The organism is Streptomyces sp. NPDC005648 (assembly GCF_040605395.1).
Taxonomy (GTDB): Bacteria; Actinomycetota; Actinomycetes; order Streptomycetales; family Streptomycetaceae; genus Streptomyces.
Genome location: NZ_JBEXCS010000030.1, coordinates 1 through 22,996 on the forward strand (window position 1 = coordinate 1; position 22,996 = coordinate 22,996).

The window sequence follows — 22,996 nt, forward strand, 5'->3', positions numbered from 1 at the left end:
CGCCCCGCCCGCCCCGCGCGCCCACCCCACACCAACCGGAAGTTATTAAAAGGGTGCGTCAGGTTCCCGCCCCCGTCGGGGTCTCCGGGTCGGCACCCCCCCCCCGACTCGTTCGGAACCGGTGAGTGCGCTCACAAGTCCCGCTGGATTCAAGAGAATCCGTGACTTGAAACCCCAGATCGAATTTGCGAACCGCCGATCTCTTGTTACCGTTCCAGTAGCCCGGTTGCTGGTGCATCCCCCGTCGCCAGCAACCGGGTCTTTTCACGGCCTCGGCCTCTGTACGGAACGCGTCCTCGCGTCAACTCCCGTCGGCCGCGCCGGAGTTGCTTCCCGAGCGCAACAGCAGCGGCCCGCTGTCCGCCTTCGCCGCGTACTCCGAGACCGCCGTGTAGGCGTCGAGCCCGCCCCGGGTGCGCTCACGGGGCGTCTCGCACATCCCCGGCTCGTCCTCGGCGCCCACGCCGCAGTTCATCCGCATCGTGTGCCCCGCGGGTCCCATGAGGCTCAGTACGGCGTCCAGGGCGTCCCCGGTCGTGTTGCGGTAGTAGGTGCGCGCCCAGGTGTCCTCGCCCTGGGTGAGGACACAGGTCTGCGCCTCCACACCGTCGGGCGAGGTGAGTTCGGGGCCGCAGCGGGCGGCGGTGGCCAGGCCCAGGCCGAGCAGCAGCGGGGAGCCACTGGGCGCGGCGGACGGATCCTTCGCGTCGCCGGACGCCGGGGAGGACCGTACGGCCTCTCGGGCGGGGGCTCGTACGACGGCACTGCCCTTGTCGCCCACCGGGCCCGCGGACGCCACGGCCAGCGGCAGTGCGACCACGCACGCCACGACGGCCGCGAGGGCGAGCAGGCGGATCCTTCGGGGGTCCGGCCCGCCGCGGGGCGGCTGTGGGGGGCCGTGCTCCCCAGAATGTTGCAGCATGTGCGGAAGATAACGACCACGCGCGCGGGTAGCGGCCCGCGCGCGCCCGACACCCTTACAACTCGGGCGCGCTCACACCCGTACGAGTGAGGGCCTCCACGGCCGCGTCCGCGACGGGCTCGACGTCGGGGACCCAGGGGGAGGCGGAGCCCGGAAGCGGAGCGCGCTCCCAGCGGATCTCACCCTCGCCGGTCTCCGACGGGGGAAGGGCCAGATAGCCGCCCTCGCCGTGGAAGCGGAGGGAGCCGGGGACGAAGTCCTTGGCGTACAGGAGTTCGCCCAACTGTTCCATGGAGTACGGCTTCACGAGGATCGCCCAGCGGCTCGGCGCGGCGATCACCGGGCCGACCCGCATGCCCAGACGGTCCAACGCGGTCAGGGCGTGCGCGGCGGCGAGAGCCGGCAGGCTGACCGCGCAGGGCGCGTTGCCGCCGGTGGCCAGGACGATGGGCGCGGTGGGCCGGTTGGTCCACCACCAGCGCACCATGCGCTCGTCGGTGGTGGCCGCGAGCAGTCCGGGGTCGAAGGGGTGCGCGCCGGGCACCGTGCACTCGGGGTCGGGGCAGCCGCAGCGGGAACGCCCCTGCGGGTCCGCCGCCACACCGGGGAGCACGGGCCACTGCCATTCCGTCGCGTAGGTCAGGGCCGCGCTGATCAACTCAGGCCTTCCGTCGCTGCGCTGGGACAGGAGCCTGCGTCGCCTTCCGAGGATCTCGCGCATGAGCGCTCGTTCCTTTCCGTTGCACCGCTGGCAACACCGTGGGGGCCACATCACACCATGTGTCGATCACTTCACTGTGCGTACCTGTTGGCGCATCACACCCCTGCTGGAGGCAAGGGGAACCCCTATGGGCCGAACATCGGCTGCTTCCGCGGCAGCCTCGCCACCCATACTGCGTCTATCAAAAGCATGGGCATGGCGTGGGGTGGCGAAGTCTGGCGTTTTGCCGTCCCGCGTATTTCTCTTCGCCTCCGCCACGGGAGGATGGGGCCCGGTCGTCGGTGGCTAAGACGCCCGGGTCGGTCACCAGGTTCCGGGTGGCTGTCAACCACCCCTGGCCTTCTCCGAGTACGTACCCATCACGACCGGTGTGACGCTCTGTGGAGCAAGGCCAGTCGACCGCAATACCCCGTTACCCGAGGCACTTTTAGGCCAACTTTGCTTTTAGGCCCAGTATGCACTGCACACTCACGGACACCAGGAATCCCCGCAGGACAATGCTGGACATCCCCTCACGAGTGCGTGTACATGTGGAGACACTGCTAGCGGCGCAGAATGACATGGGGGTTTGCGATGCTTTTGAGCAATACGCACCGGTCGGAAAGCCGGACGCCATGAACGCCCCTCACCCTCCGAAAGTGGCTGGAATCGATTCAACGGTTCCCTCGCCCGCACACACTGTCGCGCCCGCGCCCGCCGCCACGGCCACCCCACCGGTCCCCCCGCCCCACGCTCCGGGGGCCCTCCTCCAGGACCGTCTCGCCGGCTGGGTCTCGGATCTGACGACCCTGCACGAGCTCACGGAACGCCTGGCCCGCACCGACGCGCTGCAGGAAGCACTCACCGAACTCCTGCGCGCCGGAGCCGCCCTGGTGGGCGCCCGGCGCGGACTGGTCGTGCTGGAGCCGGGCGACGGCCTCGGACCGGACACCACCATCGGCCTGGGCCTCGCCCGGGCCGATCTCGGTCACATCGAGACCGTGCCGCGCAGCGCGATGTCCTACGGCCGCATCCTCGACGGACTCCCGGGCGCCGACGGCGAGATCGCCCAGCCCGACCTCCTCGCCGAGGACGGCCTCGACCCCCGCCACCGCGAGGTCGCCGCCCGCCTCGGCTACGCCGCCTGCTACGCCCTCCCCCTGTCCGTGGAGGGCGGGGGCCGTATCGGCGCCGCCGTCTGGCTGTACGACGAGCCGGCCGAGCCGGTCGAGCGCCAGCGCCACCTCGTCGGCCTGTACGCGCGCTACGCGGGCGAACACCTGGCCCGGCTGGTCGAAGTGGAGCGCACGCGCGCGTGCATGGCGACGATGGCCGAGGAGCTGCTGCCGTCCCGGCTCCCCCGCGTCGCCGGCGTCCAGCTCGCCGCCCGCCATCGCACCGGCCCGCGCGGGGGCGGCGACTGGTACGACGCACTGCCGCTGCCGGACGCGGCTCTCGGTCTCGGGGTCGGCTCGGTGACCGGATCCGGCCCCAGCGCGGTCGCCGCGATGGGCCGGCTGAGGGCGAGCCTTCGGGCGTACGCCGTCATGGAGGGCGAGGACCCGGTCGCGGTCCTGTCCGACCTCGAACTGCTCCTCCGCCTCACCGAACCGGCCCGCTCCGCCACCGCCCTGTTCGCCTACTGCGAACCCGCGCTGCGCAAGGTCACCCTGGCCGGAGCCGGTCACTGCCCGCCGCTCCTGGTCGGCGACCGGCGCACCGAGTTCGTGGAGACCTCCGTCTCCGCGCCGCTGGGCATGCTGGCCTGCTGGGAGGCGCCGAGCGTGGAGTTCCAGGTGGAGCCCGGCGAGACGGTCCTGCTCTACACCGACGGCCTGCTGCACCGCACCGGAGACCCGACCGACCGCGCGTTCGCACGTCTGCAGGCGGCCGCCGCCGGTGTCCCGAAGGCGCTGCGGGGCGACCCGGACGCGATCGCCGACCATGTGCTGCGCACGGTGCTGCCGGACGGGCGGGACTCGGCGGACAGCGAGGAGGACGTCGTACTCCTGGCGGCCCGTTTCGAGTGAGCCCCGGGCGCGTGGGAGCGTGTGCGCGCCGCTGCCGTCGGTAACAGGTGCTCCGGCCCTGGGCCCCCTTCCGTACGACCGTACGATGGAGGGGGTCCAGTGCCGTATCGAGGAGGATGACCGTGGCCGACGAGCTCACCCCGGCTGAGACATCTGCTGCTGCCGCAGCGGGCCCGGAAGCCGAGCCTGAGGAGCCGATCAAGCAGCGTAAGAACGGCCTGTACCCGGGTGTGTCCGACGAGCTGGCCGAGAGCATGAAGTCCGGCTGGGCCGACACCGAACTGCGCGACCTGGAGCCGATCGCCCAGGCCGCCGAGACCGCGGCCCGCCGCGCGGCGCTCTCCGCGCGCTTCCCCGGCGAGCGTCTGGTGGTCCCCGCGGGCAACCTGAAGACCCGTTCGAACGACACGGACTACCCCTTCCGGGCGTCGGTCGAGTACGCGTACCTGACCGGCAACCAGACCGAGGACGGCGTCCTGGTCCTGGAGCCGACCGCGGACGGCCACAAGGAGACGATCTACCTCCTGCCGCGCTCCGACCGCGAGAACGGCGAGTTCTGGCTCTCCGGCCAGGGCGAGCTGTGGGTCGGCCGCCGGCACTCGCTCACCGAGGCCGAGAAGCTCTACGGCATCCCCGCGTCCGACGTGCGCGAGCTGACCGACAAGCTGCGCGAGGCGAGGGGCCCGGTGCGGGTCGTGCGCGGCTACGACGCCGGGATCGAGGCGGCCCTGACCGACAAGGTCACCGCCGAGCGGGACGAGGAGCTCAGGGTCTTCCTCTCCGAGGCGCGGCTGATCAAGGACGAGTTCGAGATCGGCGAGCTGCAGAAGGCCGTCGACTCGACCACGCGCGGCTTCGAGGACGTCGTGAAGGTCCTGGACAGGGCCGAGGCGACCTCCGAGCGCTACATCGAGGGCACGTTCTTCCTCCGCGCGCGCGTGGAGGGCAACGACGTCGGCTACGGCACGATCGCCGCGGCCGGCCCGCACGCCTGCACCCTGCACTGGGTGCGCAACGACGGTCCCGTGCGCGCCGGTGACCTGCTGCTGCTGGACGCGGGCGTCGAGACACACACGTACTACACCGCCGACGTCACGCGCACACTGCCGGTCAACGGCCGGTTCAGCGAGGTCCAGAAGCGGGTCTACGACGCCGTCTACGACGCCCAGGAGGCCGGTATCGCGGCCGTGCAGCCCGGCGGCAAGTACCGGGACTTCCATGACGCGGCGCAGCGTGTGCTGACCGAGCGGCTGGTCGAGTGGGGGCTGGTCGAGGGACCCGTCGAGCGGGTGCTGGAGCTGGGCCTGCAGCGCCGGTGGACCCTGCACGGGACCGGGCACATGCTCGGTATGGACGTGCACGACTGCGCCGCCGCGCGGGTGGAGTCGTACGTCGACGGCACCCTGGAGCCCGGAATGGTCCTCACCGTGGAGCCGGGGCTGTACTTCCAGGCCGACGACCTGACCGTCCCGGAGGAGTACCGGGGCATCGGCGTCCGCATCGAGGACGACATCCTGGTGACGGCCGACGGGAACCGGAACCTGAGCGACGGGCTGCCCCGGCGGTCCGACGAGGTCGAGAGCTGGATGGCCTCGCTCAAGAGCTGATACGAGACCGATGGCCGGGTACCAGTGGGGTGCCCGGCCATTCATGTGCCTGAACACACGTACCTGGGGGGAAGGTCTTCGTGGACGACTTCTGGTCCGGCGTCGGAGTCGACCTGCACCTGGAGCCCGATGTCGGGGACGGGCGGCGGGTCGGACTCGAGCGCGCGCTCCGGGACGCCGTACGGGACGGGCGGCTGGGACCCGGCACCCGGCTGCCCGCCACCCGGCGGCTCGCCGCGGAGCTCGGGGTCTCGCGCGGGACCGCCAAGGCCGCCTACGACCAGCTGGTCGCCGAGGGGTATCTGACCGCTCGGCAGGGGTCGGGGACACAGGTCGCGCAGCTGCCGTCGGCCGAGGCCGAGGCGCCGGGCGCGGCCGCACACGCGCGTACCCCGCGTTTCGATCTGCGGCCCGGGAGTCCCGACGTCGGGGCGTTTCCCGCGGCCGCCTGGCTGCGGGCGCTGCGGCGGGCCATCGCGACGGCGCCGCTGCTGGCGTACGACTACGGGGATCCGCGGGGCCGGATCGAGCTGCGGACGGCGCTGTCGGGGTATCTCGGGCGGGCCCGCGGTGTGATCGCGCCGCCCGAGCGGATCGTGGTCACCTCCGGGTATGTGCAGGGGCTCGCGCTGTTGACGCGGGTCCTGGACGGCGGGGACATCGCGATGGAGGACCCCGGGCTGGCGTTCCACCGGGAGGTGGTGCGGCGCAACGGTGGGCGGGTCGTTCCGGCACGGGTGGACGGACGGGGCGTGTGCGCGCAGGAGCTGGGGGACTGCCGGGCCGCCGTCGTCACGCCCGCGCACCAGTACCCGACCGGGGTGACGCTCCACCCGGAGCGGCGCCGGGCACTCACGGACTGGGCACGCGCGCGTGGCGGGCTGATCGTCGAGGACGACTACGACGGGGAGTTCCGCTACGACCGCCAGCCGGTGGGAGCGTTGCAGGGCATGGCTCCCGGTCAGGTCGTCTATCTCGGCACCGCCTCCAAGACGCTGGGCCCCGCCCTCCGCCTCGGCTGGATGGTGCTGCCCCCGCACCTGGTCGACGCGGTCGCCGACGCCAAGCTGCACAGCGACCACCAGACGGAGTCCATCGGCCAGTTGGCGCTCGCCGAGCTCATCGACAGCCATGCGTACGACCGCCATGTGCGCGCGTGCCGGCTGAGATACCGCAGACGGCGGGACCAGCTCCTCGACCGGCTCGGCGGTGGACGCAGCGTGCGCGGGATCGCCGCCGGCCTGCACGCGCTCGTGGAGGTCACCGACGAGGCGGAGGTGCTGGAGCGGGCCGAGGCGGAGGGGCTGGCGCTGGGGCGGCTCGGCGACCACTGGCACGTGCCCGGCGAGGGGCGCCCCCAGGGTCTGGTCGTGGGGTACGGGACGCCTCGGGAGCGGGTGTATCCGGAGGCGCTGGAGGTGTTGGGGAAGGTGCTGGACGGCTGAATTGGGGCATGAATCAGGCAGGCGATTGGGCCTGTTCTGAGGTCCATTGCCTGCCTAGTGTCTCTGTCATGACCTCTCGACTCGTTCCGCCCGCGGGCCCGCAACGTGTCCTGGCGCCGGCCCAGTTGGCCAACTCGATCGGCGACGGCGCCTACTACGTGACCTCGGCGCTCTACTTCACCCACGTCGTCGGGCTCGACCCGGCGCGGGTGGGGCTGGGGCTGACCCTCGCCTGGGCCGTCGGCTCGCTGGCGGGGGTGCCGCTGGGGCGGGTCGCCGACCGGCGCGGGGCGCGGGGGACGGCCGTACTGCTGGCGGCGGGAACCGGGCTGGCGGTCGGTTCGTTCCTGGTGGTGCGGGGGTTCGTGCCGTTCGTCCTCGTGGCCTGCGCGTACGCGACGGCGCAGTCGGGGCTGGCGGCGGCCCGGCAGGCGCTGCTCGCGCGGCTGGTGCCGGCCGGGGAGCGGACGGGACTGCTCGCGCATCTGCAGGCGACGCTGAACGCCGGGCTGGCGGTGGGGGCCGGGCTGGGCGGACTGGCGTTGCAGGCGGGGACACGGGCCGCGTACCTGGGGGTGTTCGCCCTGGACGCGGTGAGCTTCCTGGTGTGCGCGGGGCTTCTGCTACGGCTGCCACGTGTGGCACCGGTCGCGAGGAGCGGGGTACGGGACGGGGGTGCGGGGGGCGGGCTGCGGGGGCGGCCAGTGCGGGAGCGGGACCGGCTCGGTGTGTTGCGGGACCGGCCGTACGCGGTGGTCGCGTTGCTCAACACCGTGCTGCTGCTGCGGATGCCGTTGCTCAGTCTGGGGCTGCCGCTGTGGATCGCCGAGCGGACCGCGGCGCCGACCTGGGTCGTGTCCGGGCTGTTCGTGCTCAACACCGGGGGCGTGATGGCGTTCCAGGTGCGGACGGCGCGGGGCATCACCGGGCTCGCGTCCGCCGCGCGGGCGGTGCGGCGGTCGGGGTGGGTGATGCTCGGGGCGTGCGGGGCCTTCGCGCTGTCGGCCGGGGCGTCGCCGTGGGTGGCGGTGGGCGTGCTGGTCCTGGGATCGGTCCTTCAGGTCGTGGCCGAGATGGGGCAGTCGGCGGGCGCCTGGCAGCTGTCGTTCGAACTGGCGCCGGGGGACCGGGTGGGCGAGTACCAGGGGTTCTTCGGGACCGGGGTGACCGTGGCCCGCACACTCGGCCCGCTGGTGCTGACCTCGCTGTTGGTGGGGTGGGGGCCGGTGGGGTGGCTGGTGCTGGGCGGAGCGACGGTCGTGGCGTCGTACGCGATGGGGCCGGCGGCGCGGAGGGCCGCAGAGCGGGCGGGCGACGGCGTCGGGGCGGCGCCGGTGCTCGTGGGCCGACCAGGCCGTCCCCGCACCTCGTGAGTCGATCCGGCCCTCGTCGGCGGTCGCCCGGCGCGCGACCTGATCAGGCCGTCGCCGCCGCTCGTGAGCCGACCGGCAGTGAGTCCAGGAACAGCGCTCCCGCGAGTAGTCCCGCGCTCCCCCGTGGGCTCCACGCGCGGGCCTGGAGGTCGGCGTCGAGGGCGGTCAGGGCCGCCGCGCCCGCCTCGGTCGCCGTACCCCCCGCGTCCAGCACCGCACGTGCCCCCGCCTGCACCTGCCGCAGCCCCAACGGACCGGCCGTGTACAGCAGTTCCGTGTCCTGGAGCGTCGACATCACGGTGAGCAGGGCGTCCAGCCGGGCCTGTGTCTCCGTGGCGCCGGCCGAGCGGGCCGCGGCGAGGGCGTCGAACGCCCGCCGTACGTGCGGGAATCCGGCGCGGGCCTCGCCACGGGCGCCGGCGGCGCCGTACTTCGCGGAGATCGAGGAGCCGCGGGAGGGGCGCCGCGGGGCACCCTTGTCGTTGAACGCGGCGAGCTTCTTCGCGGCGAAGGCGACGTCCTGCCACCCCGCCCGGGGTTCCAGCGCCGCCGCGGCGACCAGGAAGCCGAGCACGCACAGGGCGCCCCGGTGGCCGCCGCCCGCGAGGCCCACCGAGTGCTCGGTGGACCGGCCGATGGCGCCCAGCTCCGCGCGCAGCTGCGGAGTGGGTTCACCGGTGCGGCGGGCCGCGGCGGCCATCGCCGCGAGGCCGGGCGCGAGCGCCCTGGCCGACCAGCGCAGGGAGTCGTGGTCCCGGCACCGGACACGGGCGCCGAGGTCACGTGGGTCGGGCAGACCGGGCTTGGGGGCCAGGGCCAGTTGTTCGGTGAGCGCGGTCACGGCGGCCTGCGCCAGCGTCTCGTCCTCGCGGCTGCTCATCGCCGTACCTTACGAAGAGGCCGAGGCGGAGGGGGAGGCGCTGTCGCTCGGGGCGTCGCCGGGCGGTGTGCCCGTGGGCGCGTCGCTCGGCGGGGTGCCACCGCCGCCGCTGCCCGCACCGGTGTTCTCGGCGTCCGGGTCGATGGCCAGGGTCAGGAAGCCCTTGTAGCCCTTGGACGGGTCCTTCTTGTGGACGGCCTTGAGGGTGAGCAGACCGCTGGAGGCCCCGCCGCCGTCGTAGACCATGTCGTCGGCGAGGACGGTGTAGCTGCCGGTGTGCCGCGAGTACGGGTCGAGAGTGAAGATCTCCTCGGCGATGTCGTCGTCGAAGAAGAGCTGGCCGGTGTAGTTGACCTTGCCGCCCTCGTAGGTGCCGTCCTCCTTCTCGCCGCCGGTGTGCACCTTGACGTGGATGTGGCAGGTGCGCGGGGTGTACCAACCGGGGAAGATCGTCTCGAACTTGACGACCCCGTTGGCGTTTGCGATCTGGTAACCGCGCAGATAGGTCTGGTCGTTCGCAAAGTCGCCTTCCTCGCTCTCCGCCGGTGCGGAGCCGCCGGGGTTGGCGGTGGTGTACCCGGAGTAGTAGCCCCAGGCGTCGCAGTGCCAGATCTCGACGGCGGCGCCCTTGACCGGCGTACAGCCGTCGGTGGCGTCGACCACGGCCAGCCGCAGGGTCAGCGGGACGCCGGCCTTGCCCTCGGTGATGTCCTTCCGCACCAGGGCGCCGTCGAGGTAGTAGGGGCCCTCGGTGACGCTGCTCATCAGCGTCATGCACGCACTGGTCGAACTCGCCGACGCGGTGGCGTCGGTGTCGCCGTCCGTGTCGGTGTTCGTGTCGGTGCTCGTGTCGGTGCTCGTGTCGGCGAACGCCGACTGGTACCCGGCCAGCGCGAGCCCGCCGGCCGCGACCGTACCGCCGCTCACCGCGAGGGCGCGGCGGCGGGTGATGGAGGTGTTCCTGTGGTTTCCCGTCATGATCGGGAAGGTAGGGACGGGAGCCGTCAGGGATGTGGGGCGCGGCTGAGAAAGGGCTGTGGATGCTGGGGAGTCTCAAGCCAAGTCCGTTCGGGTGAAGTTCCGTCGCTCAAAGCACAGCCACGTGTCAACTGCCCTGTGAAGGAGCCCAGTTGCTCCTGCCTCGGTATCCCTTGATCCATTCCGGCATGTGGTTTCATGACTGAGGGCAAACCCCTTGCCCCAGGCCGTCCCGGTCACGAGCGCATTCACCAAGCGGTGCGCTCCAGGTATCCATAAGGTTCACCCATGAACACGCCTACCAACTCCCCGGCCGATGAGCGGGGGAAGCCGTCGGCAGCCGAGCCCGAGCGGGTGCCGCTGGTCCAGCTCGCCGCGCGGGCGGACGGCCTCCACTCCGGTGCTCTGACCCGGGTGGTGGCACACGGCGCCCCGGAGCGGGGACCCGAACGAGTCTCCGTGGCGGCCTTCCAGTCGGCCGTCTGACCGCCGCCCCCGTCTGACCGCCGCCCCCGTCGGGCCGGGATCGAACAATGGATGCATGGATCCCTCACCGCACCCGCTGAGCCAGTTCGTGCTGAAGATGCACAGCCGCTGCGATCTCGCCTGCGACCACTGCTATGTCTTCGAACACGCGGATCAGAGTTGGCGAGGCCGCCCCAAGGTGATCTCCGATGCCGTGCTGGACCGTGCCGCCGAGCGCGTCGCCGAGCACGCCCGAACCCATCGGCTCGACACCGTGCACGTGGTTCTGCACGGCGGAGAGCCGCTCCTCGCCGGCCGGGCGAAACTGCGCCGCGCGGCCGAAGGCCTACGCACCGCCCTCGCCGACGTCTGTGCCCTCGACCTGCGGATTCACACCAACGGCGTCACTCTCGACGAGAAGTTCTGCGCACTGTTCGCGGAGTTCGACATCAAGGTCGGCGTCTCCCTCGACGGCGACCGCGCCGCCAACGACCTGCACCGCCGCTACCGCGACGGCGGCAGCAGCCACGCCCAGGTCCTCCGCGCGATCGAACTGCTCGACCAGGAGCGCTACCGGCACCTCTTCGCCGGCATCCTCTGCACGATCGACCTGCGCAACGACCCGGTCGCCGTCTACGACGCCCTGGCCGACCTCGACCCTCCCCGCATCGACTTCCTGCTGCCGCACGCCACCTGGGACGCACCCCCACCGCGCCCGGCCGACCGCCCGTCCGGCACGGAGTACGGCGACTGGCTGCTGGGCGTCCACGACCGCTGGACCGCCGCGGGCAGGCCCATGGGTGTACGGGTCCTCGACTCCGTGCTGCGCACCCTGCGCGGGTCGGGCAGCCTCACCGAGTCCCTGGGACTCGCCCCCGTGGAGCTGGCCGTCATCGAGACCGACGGCTCCCTGGAACAGGCAGACTCCCTGAAGACCGCCTACGACGGTGCGCCCGCCACCGGAATGAACCTGTTCGCCAACTCGCTGGACGAGATGGCCGCACACCCCGGCATCGTCGCTCGGCAACAAGGTCTGGACGGTCTCTGCGACACCTGCCGCGGCTGCCCGGTCGTCCGCTCGTGCGGCGGTGGCCTGTACGCGCACCGCTACCGGACCGCGCCGGACGGATCGGGCGGATTCATGAACCCGTCCGTGTTCTGCGCGGATCTGAAGCACCTCATCACCGCGATCCGCGACCGGGAAGGCCAGAAGACGCCCGTGCCTCAGCCCGCCCTGGCCGACGTGCACCTCGCGGAACTCGGCTCAGGCCTCGGCGGCTCCGGCACCGTGACCCAGCTGGCCCGTCACGAACTCACCGTCAATCGCGAACTCCTCGCCGCCGTCTGGCACGACACCCCGCACAGCGCGACCGGAAGCGCCGCCTGGGAGACGCTCACGGCCCTGGACGCCGAAGCGCCCGAGGCGCTGGACGCGGTACTGGCCCACCCCTATCTGCGGCCCTGGGCGCAGCGTGTCCTGCGCGGCGGCGCGGAAGCCGACCGGGTCGCGGTGCGCGGTGTGGCGGAGCTCTCCGCCGCCGCACTGCTGCGGGCCGGCCGGACAGCCACGGTGACCGTGCCGACCGACTCCGGAGTCCTGCGTCTCCCGACCCTGGGCACGCTGGCGGTGGGCGGAGTGGAGGAGGTCCAGGTCGTCGGCACCGGCGGCGAATGCTTCACCGTACGGGCCGGACGGCACGAGTATGTCCTCGGGCCCAAGCACAGTACGCAGCAGACGTGGTCGGCCCGGCGTCGGTTCGAAATGCCCGGCTGGGCGGTCGCGTTGGAGGACACCGACCCGTGGCGGGACACCCACGGCCACCCCGTGTCGGAGCGGCTGTCCGACACGGCGGCCGAGGAGTGGCGCAGCGGGCTGGCCGACGCGTGGGAGTGGATCCGGCGGGAACTGCCCGCCTACGCCCCCGGGCTCGCCGCGGGGCTGAGTGTCGTCACACCCCTGCGGCAGAACTCCAGCGGTGCCGACATCAGTTCGGCCGCCCGGGACGCCTTCGGCGCGGTCGCCATCGCCCGTCCCGTCACGAGGGAAACCCTGGCCTGTCTGCTGGTGCACGAGTTCCAGCACGTCAAGCTGGGCGCCGTACTGGACCTGACGGACCTCTACGACCCCTCCTGCGAGAGGCTGTTCGACGCTCCCTGGCGCCCCGACCCCCGCCCGCTGGAAGGGCTGCTCCAGGGGACGTACGCGCACATCGCCGTCGTCGACTACTGGCGCGCGCGCCGTCGGACCGGGGATGGCGCCGAAGCGGGGGCCGCGGAGGTGCAGTTCGCGCGATGGCGTGAGCAGACCGCGCGGGCCGTGGACACCCTGGCCGCCTCCAACGCTCTGACGGAGCACGGCGAACGGTTCGTGGCGGCCATGGGGGAGACCCTCGCGAGCAGGCTGACGGACCCCCTGAGCTCCGACGCGCTGGTCGAGGCCCGCGGTACGGCGGCGGACCACCGGCGGCGAACGGCGCGCTGAATGCGTCATGACCGTGCCGGGCCTCGCCACCCCGTTCCCCGGACGAGCGCCACTTCCTACACTGAGCTGCGTCGGCGGCGCATTGGGGGGATACGTGCGGGTGGACACGGGAGACCCGAGGAACACACGGCCGTACTTCTTCCTGAGCTACGCGCACACTCCGCGAAACGACTCGGAGGTCGCCGGACCGAACGCCTGGGTGAAGAAGCTGTACGACGGCCTGTGCGCTCACCTCCTGGAGATGACGTCGTTGCCGATGGGGGCGAGGGCCGGATTCCTCGACCAGGGAATCGCGCTGGGCGCGCGGTGGACGGACGAGTTGTCCGAGAACCTGGCCAGGTGCCAGGTGTTCGTTCCGCTCTATTCGCCGCGCTACTTCATCAGCGAAATGTGCGGCCGCGAGTGGTGGGCGTTCTCCCAGCGGGAGATCCACCGCCGCACCCGGCGGGGGGCGCCGCGGGAGAGCGCCATCGTCCCGGCGTTATGGGTGCCCGTCGAAGCCGCGCAACTGCCGCAGGTGGCAAGGGACCTGCAGTTCCATCACGCGGACATCGGTGAGGACTACGCGGCCGAGGGGTTCTACGGACTGACCAAACTCAGTTACCTGAAGGACCAGTACGAACGCGCCGTCTACCGCCTGGCGCAGCGGATCGTGCGGGCGGGCAGGGCCACCGACCTGGCAGAAGGACAGATCTACCGGGATTACGAGTCGCTGCCCAGCGCGTTCGGCGACACCGCGCGCCCTCCCGGGTTCGACGTCACCGTCCTCGCCCGCTGCCGCTCGGACCTGCCGGCCGGCCGGGTGTCCGACTACTACGGCGAGACCCCGGCCGAATGGAACCCGTACCACCCCGTCTCGACCCGCTCACTCGTGGAACACGCCTCCGACCTCGTCCGGGCCATGAACTTCCGCGTCAGAGTGAGCGACTTCGAGAGCGAGGCCGACCGCCTCCTCTCCTCCGGGCCACCCGCCGCACCCGCCCTGCTGCTGCTCGACCGGTGGGCCCTCGACTCCCCCCGCGGCAAAGAGCTGATGGCACGCCTGGCCGAACGCCGGCGTCCGTGGATCAGCGTCATGATCCCCCAGTACGACGACGACACCGTCCCTCCGGAACGGGACCGGGAGTTGCGGGAGCTCACCGACCGGCTGCTGGCCTCGCGGCAGGCGGCCGGCTCGGGCCACCGGTCCCCGGACGGCGGCGGCCACACCCTGGAGGCCTTCGCGGTCGAGCTGCGGAAGGCCGTAGGACAGGCGGTCAACTACTTCGAGGCCCACTCGACGACCTATCCGCCGAAGGGACCACCGACCGATCCCCCCTGGCTGCCCAGGCAGGTGCACTCCGTCTAGGCGGCCTTGAGCGACCGCGGGACGCATCCGGTCGGCACACGGACAGGCACGGCACCAGGGAAGGGCAGGGCCGAGACAGTGGAGGGCCACATGACCGAGAACCGCAAGGGCTCAGTGATCACCTTCTACTCGTACAAGGGTGGGACCGGCCGGACGATGGCTCTCGCCAACGTCGCCTGGATCCTGGCCGCCAACGGCCATCGTGTGCTCGCCGTCGACTGGGACCTGGAGGCCCCGGGGCTGCACAGGTTCTTCCACCCGTTCCTCAAGCCCTCGTTGCTGCGGGCCACCCCCGGCCTGATCAACCTGATCGACGACTACCGCCGCGAGGCGCTGCGCGACCTTCCCGACCGCGAGCCGGACTGGCACCGCCGCTACGCCCGGGTCCGACCGCACGCCATCTCCCTCGACTGGCCCTTCCCGGACGGCGGGAGCCTGGACTTCCTGTCGGCCGGCATGCGCCACCGCGACTACCCGATCGTCGGCAACATGGACTGGGACCGCTTCTACAGCAGTTACGGCGGCGGCCAGTTCTTCGACGCGATGCGCACCGACATGGAGCGCTACTACGACTTCACGCTGATCGACAGCCGGACCGGCCACAGCGACCTCGCCGACATCTGCACCGTCCAGATGCCCGGCACGCTGGTGGTCTGCTACACCCTCAGCGACCAGAGCATCGACGGCGCCGCCACGATCGCCCGGGACATCGAGGAGCGCTACGGAGAGAGGAGGATCCGTATCCTCCCGGTCGCCATGCGCATCGACGACGGCGAGAAGGACAAGGTCGACGCGGGCCGGGCCCTGGCCCGGGAGCTTTTCGAGGGCCTGCCGAGCGGCATGGACGCGGACGAACTCACCGCGTACTGGGGGTCGGTGGAGATCCCCTACCGCCCCTACTACGCCTACGAGGAGATCCTCGCCCCCTTCGGCGACCCGCCCAAGGTCGCCAGCTCCATGCTGGCCGCCTGCGAACGGCTGACCGCCGCCGTCACCGAGAACCGGGTGACCAGCCTGCCGCCCATGAGCGAGGTCAGGCGCGCCCAGTACGCCTCGGCCTACACCCGCCGCCGTCCCCTGCCGACCTCGAAGCTGCTCCTGCTGTACGTCTCCGAGGACCGGATGTGGGTGGACTGGCTGGAAACGGTGCTGCGCGAGGCCCGGTTCGACGTGGTCTCGCGGGATGTACGGTCGACGACGCCCCCGGAGGTCGGCCCCGGGTCGTCCGACGCCACACAGCGCGTACTCGCGGTCCTCTCCTCCGCGTTCCTCGGCTCACCGACCGCTCACGCGGCCTGGGAGGAGGCGCTGCAGGCGGACGGTTCGCAGGAACGCCGGCCGGTCGCACTGCGGGTCGGGGACGTACCACAGATCGCCCACGCAGGCCGGAACGGCACCATCGATCTGGTGCGGCTGGACGAGGATTCGGCGGCCACCGCGCTGCTCACGGGGCTGGGCCGGCCCGGTTCGGGCCCGGTCGCCGACATGCACGGTGTGCGCTTCCCGAACACCGGCACCAGCGTGTCCAACATCCAGCCCCGCTACCCGTTCTTCACCGGCCGCTCGTCGATCCTGGACCGGGTACGGCGGCAGTTCGTCGGCGGCGCCGCGGGTCAGCGACTGCCGCAGGTCCTGCACGGGCTCGGCGGCGTGGGCAAGACCCAGCTGGCCCGCGAGTACGCCAACCGCTTCAAGGCCGACTACGACCTGGTGTGGTGGGTCGACGCCGAGCAACCCGACCTGGTCCCGCCCAAGCTCGCCGACCTCGGCCGCAGGCTCGACCCCGGCATCGGCGACGACGTCAACGAGGCCGCCCTGGCCGCGTTGCAGGCGCTGCGCGCCGGACGGCCGTACAAGCGCTGGCTGCTGGTGTTCGACAATGTCGAGGACCTGGATCGGGTGCTGAGCCGGTTCGTCGAACTGACCGCCCCGATCCCGGACGACGTCTACGGCCATGTCCTCGTCACCACCCGGAACAAGCCCACGTCCACCCGGGTACAGCCGGTCGAGGTGGATGTCTTCACGCGCGAGGAGAGTGTCGAACACCTGTCCCGGCGGGTACCCGGACTGCGCGGGGAGGACGCGACCCGGGTCGCGGAGGCGGTGGGCGACCTTCCCCTGGCGATCGAGGTGGCCGCGGCCTGGCTGGAGACCACGGCGACCCCGGTCGGCGAGTACATCGAACAGCTGGATGACCAGAGCAGCCGGGTGCTGTCGGTACCGGCCGCCGCCGGGGCCGTGGAGTACCCGTCCTCCGTGGGCGCCACCTGGAACATCTCGATCAACCGGCTGCGCCAGGAGTCCCCGGCGGCGGCCCGGTTGCTCGAACTGTGCAGCTTCCTGTCCGCGGAACCGATCTCGATGAAGCTGATCGGCAGTGACGCGATGATCAAGGCGTTGCTGCCGTACGACAAGGATCTGCGTTCCCGGTACATGCTCGGCAAGGTCACCCAGGCGCTGAACAGGTTCGCGCTGGCCAAGGTCGACTCCGCCGACAACTCCATCCAGGTGCACCGGCTGGTCCAGGCCGCGGTCCGCGACAGCATGGCGCCGGAGGAGTTCCACGACACCATCCACGAGGTGCATCGCATCCTCGCCGCCGAGCGCCCGCCCGAAGGCGCCGTGGACGACCCCGCCCGGTGGCCCGAGTTCGAGGTGATCTGGCCGCACCTGGTTCCCTCCAACATCCGCGAGTGCGCGGAGGAGGAGCCCCGGCAGCTGATGATGGACCGCGTGCGCTATCTGTGGAAACGCGGCGAACTGCACATCGCCCGTACCCTCGGCACCCAGCTGAACGAGTTCTGGAGCGCCGAGTTCCCGGACCGCGACGACGAGCAGATCCTCAGCCTCCGTTTCGAACTGGCCAACGTCGTGCGCTCCCAGGGCGAGTACCAGACCGCCCGTGAGATGGACGAGGACACGTTGGAGCGGCAGCGCCGGCTCCACGGCGAGGGCCACCCGTCGCTGCTCATCACCTCGGGCAGCGTGGCCGCCGACCTGAGGGCGCTCGGCCGCTTCAACGAGGCACTCGAACTGGACCAGCGCATCTACGGCGGATTCCGCGAGATCTTCGGCGAGGACCACCCGCGCACCCTCAGCTCGGCGAACAACCTCGCTATCGACTACCGGCTCACCGGGGACAGCAGGGCCGCCATGCGGCTCGACGAGGACACGGTGCGCCGGCGTACCGCGCTGCTCGGCCCGATGCACCCCTACACCCTCAGCTCCCGCAGCCACTACGCACGGGACCTCAGGGAGCTCGGTGAGTACGACGCCTCGGTGGAGATCCTGCGCGAGGTGCGGGAGTGCTTCGGCCAGGTGCTCAACCCGTATGTCCCGGAGGTGCTGCGGGTCGACAAGAGCCTCGCGGTGTCCCTGCGCAGGGCCGGCCGGCACGAGGAGGCGCTGAAGCTCAGCGAGCAGACCTGGGAGACCCATGCCCGCTACCGGGAACGCTACGGTCGCTCGATCCCCGAGGAACTCGCGTGCGGGCTCAACCTCGCGGCCGACTACCTCGCCGGCGACGCGGAGTGGGGTGCCTCACGGGCCGTGGAGCGGGTCGAGGAGGTGCTGGAGGGTTATCGGAACTCGTTCGGTGCCGAACACCCGATCACGATGTTCTGCATCAACAACCTGGCGATCTGTCAGCGGGCCCTCGGCGACGCGCAGAAGGCCGTGGAGCTGGCCGAACAAGCGCGCCTCACCCTCACCTCGGCCCTCGGCAGGCTTCACCCGGCCACCCTCAGCGCCGGGACCGGCCTCGCCAACGCCCTGGGCGACCTGGGCCGCCACGAGGAGGCCGAGTACTGGGAGCGACGGGCTGTGACCGGCCTGCGCGAGCGGCTCGGTCCCGCCCATCCCGACACCCTGAGCAGCATGGTCAATCTCGCGATCATCCTCCGCAGTCTGGGGCGCGACGAGGAGTCCACCCGGCTCCACCAGAAGGCGGAGACCGAACTGATCCAACTCCTCGGCGAGACGCACCCGCTGAGCGAGGCGGCGGCCGCGTGGCGCCGGATCGACCGGGACCTGGAGCCGCAGCAGATCTGATCCGAGCGGGTGGTTCGGCCGGCGAGCCCGGCCTGCGATGAGCCCGGGCGCCGACGGGCCGGGCGGGGTCGGGTCAGTCCTGGCCGGAGTCGGTACCGCTGCCGGAGCCGTCCCCGCCGCGGTCCGTCCCGTCCTGTCGCGAGGCCCAGCCGATGGTGTCGGTCATCACGCGCAGCGCCCCGAAGTGGGCCGCGTCGGGTTCGACCTCCACACAAGCGGTGGGAATGTTGCGGCCGAGCCAGCGCGTGTGCTGCGCGGGGGCGAATATGTCCTCCTCCCCGTGCCACAGGTACACGGGGACGGTGATGCCGGACACGTCGAAGCCCCAGCTGGTGCCCAGCGCCATGACATCGTCCAGCCATCCGTCGGGCGAACTGCGCAGCGCTTCGGCGAAGTTGCGCTCCAGCATGTCCTGGATCCCCGCGTCCGCGACGATCCACCGGTCGGACTCGGGCAGTCCGCCGTGCATCTCGACGATGGAGGCCGCCGGATCCTCACGGATCTTGAGGAAACGGCCGACCAGTTCCTCGAAGAGGTGATCTATGCCCGCGGCGGCGGCGACATAGGCCTGGACGTTGCCCTCCGTCATGCCGTCGTACCAGTCCAGGTCGTGGGCGTCCGGAGGCGCGAGACTCACCAGCGCTCCGGCCCGTGCGATCCGGTCCGGCAGCAGGGCCGCGCAGGCGAGCGCGTGCGGGGCACCGCCGGAGCGGCCCACCACCCCGAACCGGTCGAGCCGCAGCGCGTCGGCGATCAGGCGGACGTCCTCGGCGGCGGACCGCACCGTACGGCCCGGCCTGCGGTCGGAGTCGCCGTACCCCGGCCGGTCGAACGTGATGAGCCGGACTCCCATGCGGTAGAGCAGCGACGGCCGCGGCGCGGGCCCCAGCTTGCTGCCGGGAGTGCCGTGCAGAAGGAATACGGGGCGTCCCCGCAGGTCCCCCGTCTGCTCGACCGACAACCGCCGCCCGTCCCCCGCGTACACCGTCCACGCCATTGACAGTCCCCCCGCAGCCCGTCACACCGCCATCAAAGGCGCGTCCTCCCGCCACTTCAGAACCTTGTCGAAGCTCACCACCGTGCCACCCCGCCCCGGCTTGTCGCCGATGTGGACGTGGTCGGCGAGTTCCTGGATGAGGTACAGGCCTCTGCCGTGTTCGGCGTCGGTGTGGGTGGTCAGGACGGGCGGGTGGTCCTGGAAGCCGGGGCCCGAGTCCGTGACCTCGATACGGCACTTCTCGCCGTCGAGGTAGGCGGTGACCCGGTACGCCTCGGAGGGTCCGCCGCGGGCCCGGTCGCCGCCGTGTTCGACGGCGTTCGCGCAGGCCTCGCTGAGGGCGACGGAGAGGTCGTAGGAGATGTCCGGGTCCACGCCCGCCGTCTCCATGGTGCCGAGCAGCAGCCGCCGGGCGAGCGGCACGCTGGCGGCTTCACGCCGCAAGTGGAGTGACCACCAGATGCTCATGCTCCAGCCTCCCGGCCGCGGCTCGACATACCGTTTCTTATTGCCGCGCGTACCCGGGTATAAGCGCGGAGTTGACGTGATGCCGCCCATATGGTCGATGCATCCAGGATCGAATCGGTGTATGTGTGGGTGGCTCACACCAGATGATGCTCTTCCCTCGCACAAGGGAATCTTTGGCCTCATAAGGCATCCTGTGGAACCGATGTCATCTTGTGGACCTGCCGTATGGGGGCGATAAGTCCAGTGCGATGATGGGGCCGCCATGACCGACCCCCACCCGCGCACGGCGCGCTCCGGACGAGACGTCCGGATACTTCGGGCCGCGGTGTTCGCCGCGGTCTGTGTCGTGCTGGCCGCGGGAGGGCACGCGCTCGCCTCCTGCGCCACGGTTGCGCCCTGGACGCTGGGCGCGGGGTTCCTCGCGGTCTTCCTGGTCGCGGCGCCGCTCGCCGGACGTGAGCGCTCACTGCCCGGTATCGCGGCACTGCTGGCAGCCGGACAGACCGTACTGCACACGCTGTTCGGGCTGGGGCAGCACGCGGCGATGGCCGGCGGCGGCCGTATGCCGACGACGTCCACGACGTCCACCGCGTCCATGGCCTCCATGTCGGACGCCTCGCTGGTCGAGCGGGCGGCGCGGCTCGTGTGCGGGACCACCGCCGCGGCGATCAGCCCCGCCCACGCCCGCAAGCTCCTCGCCGACGCGCGGATCTACCCGGCCAACGCCATGAGCAGGGCCATGGGCATGGACATGAGTGCCGTGCACCAGGCCGGTTCCGGTACCGGAATCGGAACTGGAACTGGAGCCGGTTCCAGTGCTTCCACCGCTTCCATGGCCGCCCTGCTGCCCTCCCTGCCGATGTTCCTCGGCCACGTCCTAGCGGCGCTCGCCGCCGGCTGGCTGCTGCGTCACGGGGATCGCGCGCTGCTGAGGTCGATCCAGCTCTCCGAAGGCGCGTTCGTACGGTCCCTGCGCGCCGCGCTCGCCCTGGTGTGCGCCCTGCGCTCCGGGCTCCCGGCCGTGCCCGAGCCCGGCCCGCGCACGCCGCGTACCGCCCTGCTCGCGCCGGCCCGGCCCCGTACCACCGCCCTCCAGCACTCGGTGATCCGGCGCGGCCCGCCCGCCGGGCGGTTCTGCCTCGCCGCCTGACGCGACGCGACCGTCACTCCACCACCTTCCGGAGCGGGGCCGCCGTCGTGCGGCACACGCGCGTACCCACGCGCCCCCCTCACCGGAACTCACTCGAAGTGGAGTGCTCCCTGCCATGAAGGCTTCTCGTCTCGCCGCCTCCGGCGCCCTCGCCGGCGTCGCCGTGCTCGCCCTGTCCGGACCCGCGTTCGCGCACGTCAGCGTGCAGCCCGAGGGCACCGCGGCCAAGGGCGGCTACGCGGTCGTCGACTTCAAGGTCCCCAACGAGCGCGACAACGCCTCGACCACCAAGCTCGAGGTCACCTTCCCCACCGACCACCCGCTGGCGTCCGCGATGCCGGAGCCGATGGCCGGCTGGAAGGTCCAGGTCACCAAGTCCAAGCCGGCCAAGCCCCTGGAGATGCACGGCCGGCAGATCACCGAGGCCGTCTCGAAGATCACCTGGACCGCCGAAGGCAAGGGCATCGAGCCGGGCTACTTCGAGAAGTTCCCGGTCTCCGTGGGCGCGCTGCCCGAGGACGCCGAGGAACTGATCTTCAAGGCGGTCCAGACGTACTCCGACAAGGACGTCGTGCGCTGGATCGAGGTCCAGCAGGACGGCCAGGAGGAGCCCGAGAACCCGGCGCCGGTGCTGACCCTGTCGGCCGCCGCCGCGGACGGGCACCACGGTTCGTCGGCGACCGCCGAGGACGCCGCCGAGAAGACCACCACGGCCGCTTCCGACTCCAGCTCCTCCGCCTCCGGTGACAGCAGTGACACCACCGCGCGCGTGCTCGCGGTCGTCGGCATCGCCGTCGGCGCGCTGGGGGTGGCCTACGGCGTGCTGGCCGGCCGTCGGCGCAGCGACGCCTGAGGCCGACGCCTGACGTCGACAGCTGAGGCCGATGCCTGACGTCGACTGAGGTTTTGACTCGCCCTGTGCACCGGGGGTGTACGGCCCCCGGTGCACACCGGAGCTCTCACATCTGGGACATTTTTCTATGCGCAAGAAGACGTTCGCCGCGGCCGCGCTGCTCGCCGCCGCCTCTTTCACCCTCTCCGCCTGCGGCAGCGGGTCCGGCGGCGACTCGCCCGTCGCCGTGGTCTCCGAGGACACCTCGCAGAAGGCCGCGACGCTGCTCGACACCCCGTTCGAGAAGCCGGACCTGGTTCTCACCGACACCCAGGGCAAGAAGTACGACTTCCGCAAGGAGACGGCCGGCAAGCCGACGCTGATCTACTTCGGCTACACCCACTGCCCCGACATCTGCCCGACGACGATGAGCAACATCGCCGTCGCCAAGAAGCAGCTGCCCCAGGCCGAACAGGACAAGCTCCAGGTGGTGTTCGTGACCACCGACCCGGCCCGCGACACCCCCGCCGAGCTCGGCAAGTGGCTCAAGGGCATCGACCCCGAGTTCGTGGGTCTGACCGGCGACTTCTCCACCATCCAGGCCGGCGCCCGCACCCTCGGCATCTCCATCGAGCCGACCCACAAGGACAAGAAGACCGGCAAGACGGTCTCGGTCCACGGCACCCAGGTCATCGCCTTCTCCCCGAAGACGAACGGCGGCTATGTCCTCTACGACGAGGACGCCACCGTGGACGACTACACCAAGGATCTCCCCAAGATCATCAAGGGGGCGAACCCGTGAGTCGGCCCGCCCCCACGGGTCTGCTGATAACCGGCACCCTCGCCCTGACCCTCGTCCTCGCGGGCTGCGGCGGCTCCGGCGACGGCACACCCGAACTGGCCGTCAGCGCCTCCTACATGCCCCAGCCGATCACCGACGAGATGGCCGCGGGCTTCTTCACCGTCGACAACAAGGGCGGCGGAAAGGACGAGCTGACCTCCGTCACCAGCGACGCGGCCGCCGACGTCACCATGCACGAGACCGTCGGCCAGTCCATGCGCGAGGTCAAGGCCCTGGATGTGCCCGCACACGGTCAACTCGTGTTCAAGAGCGGCGGCAACCACCTGATGTTCGAGAAGCTGAGGCGACAGCTGAAACAGGGCGCAACCGTGACCGTGGAGCTCCACTTCGCCAAGTCCGGCCCGATCAAGGTTGAGATGCCCGTGAAGTCGGCCACGTACAACCCGGCGACCGGCCACTGAGGGAGG

General features: G+C 71.4%; 18 protein-coding genes. 12 read left to right on the forward strand and 6 right to left on the reverse strand.

Translation table 11 applies throughout. The features are described 5' to 3' along the window. Positions 1–301: 301 nt before the first annotated feature. Together ABZT17_RS19045 and ABZT17_RS19050 are read right to left on the reverse strand one after the other, a co-directional pair. A complete protein-coding gene (locus tag ABZT17_RS19045) occupies positions 302–922 on the reverse strand; it encodes a hypothetical protein (RefSeq protein ID WP_356350340.1) in 621 nt (206 codons plus the stop codon). Positions 923–977: 55 nt separating this feature from the next. Beyond that, a complete protein-coding gene (locus ABZT17_RS19050) occupies positions 978–1,643 on the reverse strand; it encodes a bifunctional DNA primase/polymerase (protein ID WP_356350342.1) in 666 nt (221 codons plus the stop codon). Between the two features lie 497 nt (positions 1,644–2,140). On the opposite strand from ABZT17_RS19050, the gene ABZT17_RS19055 reads away from it, so the two are divergent. The 4 genes from ABZT17_RS19055 (at position 2,141) to ABZT17_RS19070 (ending at position 8,077) form a co-directional block, all read left to right on the forward strand. Further along, positions 2,141–3,652 (forward strand): PP2C family protein-serine/threonine phosphatase, encoded by a 1,512-nt coding sequence (locus ABZT17_RS19055; protein ID WP_356350345.1) that lies wholly within the window; start codon positions 2,141–2,143, stop codon positions 3,650–3,652. A 116-nt stretch (positions 3,653–3,768) separates the two neighbouring features. Beyond that, positions 3,769–5,259, forward strand: coding sequence for an aminopeptidase P family protein (locus ABZT17_RS19060; protein WP_356350347.1), 1,491 nt, complete (start codon positions 3,769–3,771; stop codon positions 5,257–5,259). An 80-nt stretch (positions 5,260–5,339) separates the two neighbouring features. After that, a complete protein-coding gene (locus ABZT17_RS19065; protein ID WP_356350350.1) occupies positions 5,340–6,704 on the forward strand; it encodes a PLP-dependent aminotransferase family protein in 1,365 nt (454 codons plus the stop codon). A 68-nt stretch (positions 6,705–6,772) separates the two neighbouring features. Beyond that, on the forward strand, positions 6,773–8,077 hold the full coding sequence (locus ABZT17_RS19070) for an MFS transporter (RefSeq protein ID WP_356350353.1): 1,305 nt from the start codon (positions 6,773–6,775) through the stop codon (positions 8,075–8,077). Between the two features lie 43 nt (positions 8,078–8,120). On the opposite strand, the gene ABZT17_RS19075 is transcribed toward ABZT17_RS19070, so the two are convergent. After that, on the reverse strand, positions 8,121–8,957 hold the full coding sequence (locus tag ABZT17_RS19075; RefSeq protein ID WP_356350355.1) for a triphosphoribosyl-dephospho-CoA synthase: 837 nt from the start codon (positions 8,955–8,957) through the stop codon (positions 8,121–8,123). Positions 8,958–8,966: 9 nt separating this feature from the next. After that, positions 8,967–9,935 carry an intradiol ring-cleavage dioxygenase gene (locus ABZT17_RS19080; protein WP_356350358.1) on the reverse strand — a complete coding sequence of 323 codons (969 nt, stop codon included), beginning with the start codon at positions 9,933–9,935 and terminating at the stop codon, positions 8,967–8,969. Between the two features lie 288 nt (positions 9,936–10,223). Between ABZT17_RS19080 and fxsA the strand changes: the two genes are divergently transcribed. From fxsA to fxsT, 4 genes are all read left to right on the forward strand, one after another. After that, positions 10,224–10,421: an FxSxx-COOH cyclophane-containing RiPP peptide gene (gene fxsA, locus ABZT17_RS19085; RefSeq protein ID WP_356350361.1), complete on the forward strand. Its 198-nt coding sequence runs from the start codon at positions 10,224–10,226 to the stop codon at positions 10,419–10,421. A gap of 55 nt (positions 10,422–10,476) precedes the next feature. After that, positions 10,477–12,882 (forward strand): FxsB family cyclophane-forming radical SAM/SPASM peptide maturase, encoded by a 2,406-nt coding sequence (locus ABZT17_RS19090; protein ID WP_356350364.1) that lies wholly within the window; start codon positions 10,477–10,479, stop codon positions 12,880–12,882. Positions 12,883–12,982: 100 nt separating this feature from the next. Further along, positions 12,983–14,230 (forward strand): TIR-like protein FxsC, encoded by a 1,248-nt coding sequence (locus tag ABZT17_RS19095; RefSeq protein WP_356350367.1) that lies wholly within the window; start codon positions 12,983–12,985, stop codon positions 14,228–14,230. Positions 14,231–14,320: 90 nt separating this feature from the next. After that, positions 14,321–18,280 (forward strand): FxSxx-COOH system tetratricopeptide repeat protein, encoded by a 3,960-nt coding sequence (gene fxsT, locus ABZT17_RS19100; protein ID WP_356350369.1) that lies wholly within the window; start codon positions 14,321–14,323, stop codon positions 18,278–18,280. A 73-nt stretch (positions 18,281–18,353) separates the two neighbouring features. On the opposite strand, the gene ABZT17_RS19105 is transcribed toward fxsT, so the two are convergent. Continuing rightward, entirely contained in the window at positions 18,354–19,277 is a 924-nt protein-coding gene (locus ABZT17_RS19105) for an alpha/beta hydrolase (protein WP_356350371.1), read from the reverse strand. Positions 19,278–19,298: 21 nt separating this feature from the next. After that, positions 19,299–19,745 carry an ATP-binding protein gene (locus ABZT17_RS19110; RefSeq protein ID WP_356350374.1) on the reverse strand — a complete coding sequence of 149 codons (447 nt, stop codon included), beginning with the start codon at positions 19,743–19,745 and terminating at the stop codon, positions 19,299–19,301. A 262-nt stretch (positions 19,746–20,007) separates the two neighbouring features. Here ABZT17_RS19110 and ABZT17_RS19115 point away from each other — a divergent pair, with 262 nt between their 5' ends. The 4 genes from ABZT17_RS19115 to ABZT17_RS19130 all read left to right on the forward strand — a co-directional run bounded on the left by ABZT17_RS19115 (position 20,008) and on the right by ABZT17_RS19130 (position 22,990). Continuing rightward, complete coding sequence (locus tag ABZT17_RS19115; RefSeq protein ID WP_356350376.1) at positions 20,008–20,895, forward strand: hypothetical protein; 888 nt, start codon at positions 20,008–20,010, stop codon at positions 20,893–20,895. Between the two features lie 115 nt (positions 20,896–21,010). Continuing rightward, a complete protein-coding gene (locus tag ABZT17_RS19120) occupies positions 21,011–21,748 on the forward strand; it encodes a YcnI family protein (RefSeq protein WP_356350378.1) in 738 nt (245 codons plus the stop codon). A gap of 127 nt (positions 21,749–21,875) precedes the next feature. After that, positions 21,876–22,529, forward strand: a complete 654-nt coding sequence (locus ABZT17_RS19125; RefSeq protein WP_356350381.1) for an SCO family protein — start codon at positions 21,876–21,878, stop codon at positions 22,527–22,529. Next, on the forward strand, positions 22,526–22,990 hold the full coding sequence (locus ABZT17_RS19130) for a copper chaperone PCu(A)C (RefSeq protein ID WP_356350383.1): 465 nt from the start codon (positions 22,526–22,528) through the stop codon (positions 22,988–22,990). Before ABZT17_RS19125 ends, ABZT17_RS19130 begins: the two co-directional genes overlap by 4 nt. The last annotated feature ends 6 nt before the right edge of the window (positions 22,991–22,996 follow it).

Coding starts and splice junctions, on each gene's coding strand:
- ABZT17_RS19045 (WP_356350340.1), bottom strand. CDS start 922: ATGCTGCAACATTCTGGGGAGCACGGCCCCCCACAGCCGCCCCGCGGC.
- ABZT17_RS19050 (WP_356350342.1), bottom strand. CDS start 1,643: ATGCGCGAGATCCTCGGAAGGCGACGCAGGCTCCTGTCCCAGCGCAGC.
- ABZT17_RS19055 (WP_356350345.1), top strand. CDS start 2,141: ATGCTGGACATCCCCTCACGAGTGCGTGTACATGTGGAGACACTGCTA.
- ABZT17_RS19060 (WP_356350347.1), top strand. CDS start 3,769: ATGACCGTGGCCGACGAGCTCACCCCGGCTGAGACATCTGCTGCTGCC.
- ABZT17_RS19070 (WP_356350353.1), top strand. CDS start 6,773: ATGACCTCTCGACTCGTTCCGCCCGCGGGCCCGCAACGTGTCCTGGCG.
- ABZT17_RS19075 (WP_356350355.1), bottom strand. CDS start 8,957: ATGAGCAGCCGCGAGGACGAGACGCTGGCGCAGGCCGCCGTGACCGCG.
- ABZT17_RS19080 (WP_356350358.1), bottom strand. CDS start 9,935: ATGACGGGAAACCACAGGAACACCTCCATCACCCGCCGCCGCGCCCTC.
- fxsA (WP_356350361.1), top strand. CDS start 10,224: ATGAACACGCCTACCAACTCCCCGGCCGATGAGCGGGGGAAGCCGTCG.
- ABZT17_RS19090 (WP_356350364.1), top strand. CDS start 10,477: ATGGATCCCTCACCGCACCCGCTGAGCCAGTTCGTGCTGAAGATGCAC.
- fxsT (WP_356350369.1), top strand. CDS start 14,321: ATGACCGAGAACCGCAAGGGCTCAGTGATCACCTTCTACTCGTACAAG.
- ABZT17_RS19105 (WP_356350371.1), bottom strand. CDS start 19,277: ATGGCGTGGACGGTGTACGCGGGGGACGGGCGGCGGTTGTCGGTCGAG.
- ABZT17_RS19110 (WP_356350374.1), bottom strand. CDS start 19,745: ATGAGCATCTGGTGGTCACTCCACTTGCGGCGTGAAGCCGCCAGCGTG.
- ABZT17_RS19115 (WP_356350376.1), top strand. CDS start 20,008: ATGACCGACCCCCACCCGCGCACGGCGCGCTCCGGACGAGACGTCCGG.
- ABZT17_RS19120 (WP_356350378.1), top strand. CDS start 21,011: ATGAAGGCTTCTCGTCTCGCCGCCTCCGGCGCCCTCGCCGGCGTCGCC.
- ABZT17_RS19125 (WP_356350381.1), top strand. CDS start 21,876: ATGCGCAAGAAGACGTTCGCCGCGGCCGCGCTGCTCGCCGCCGCCTCT.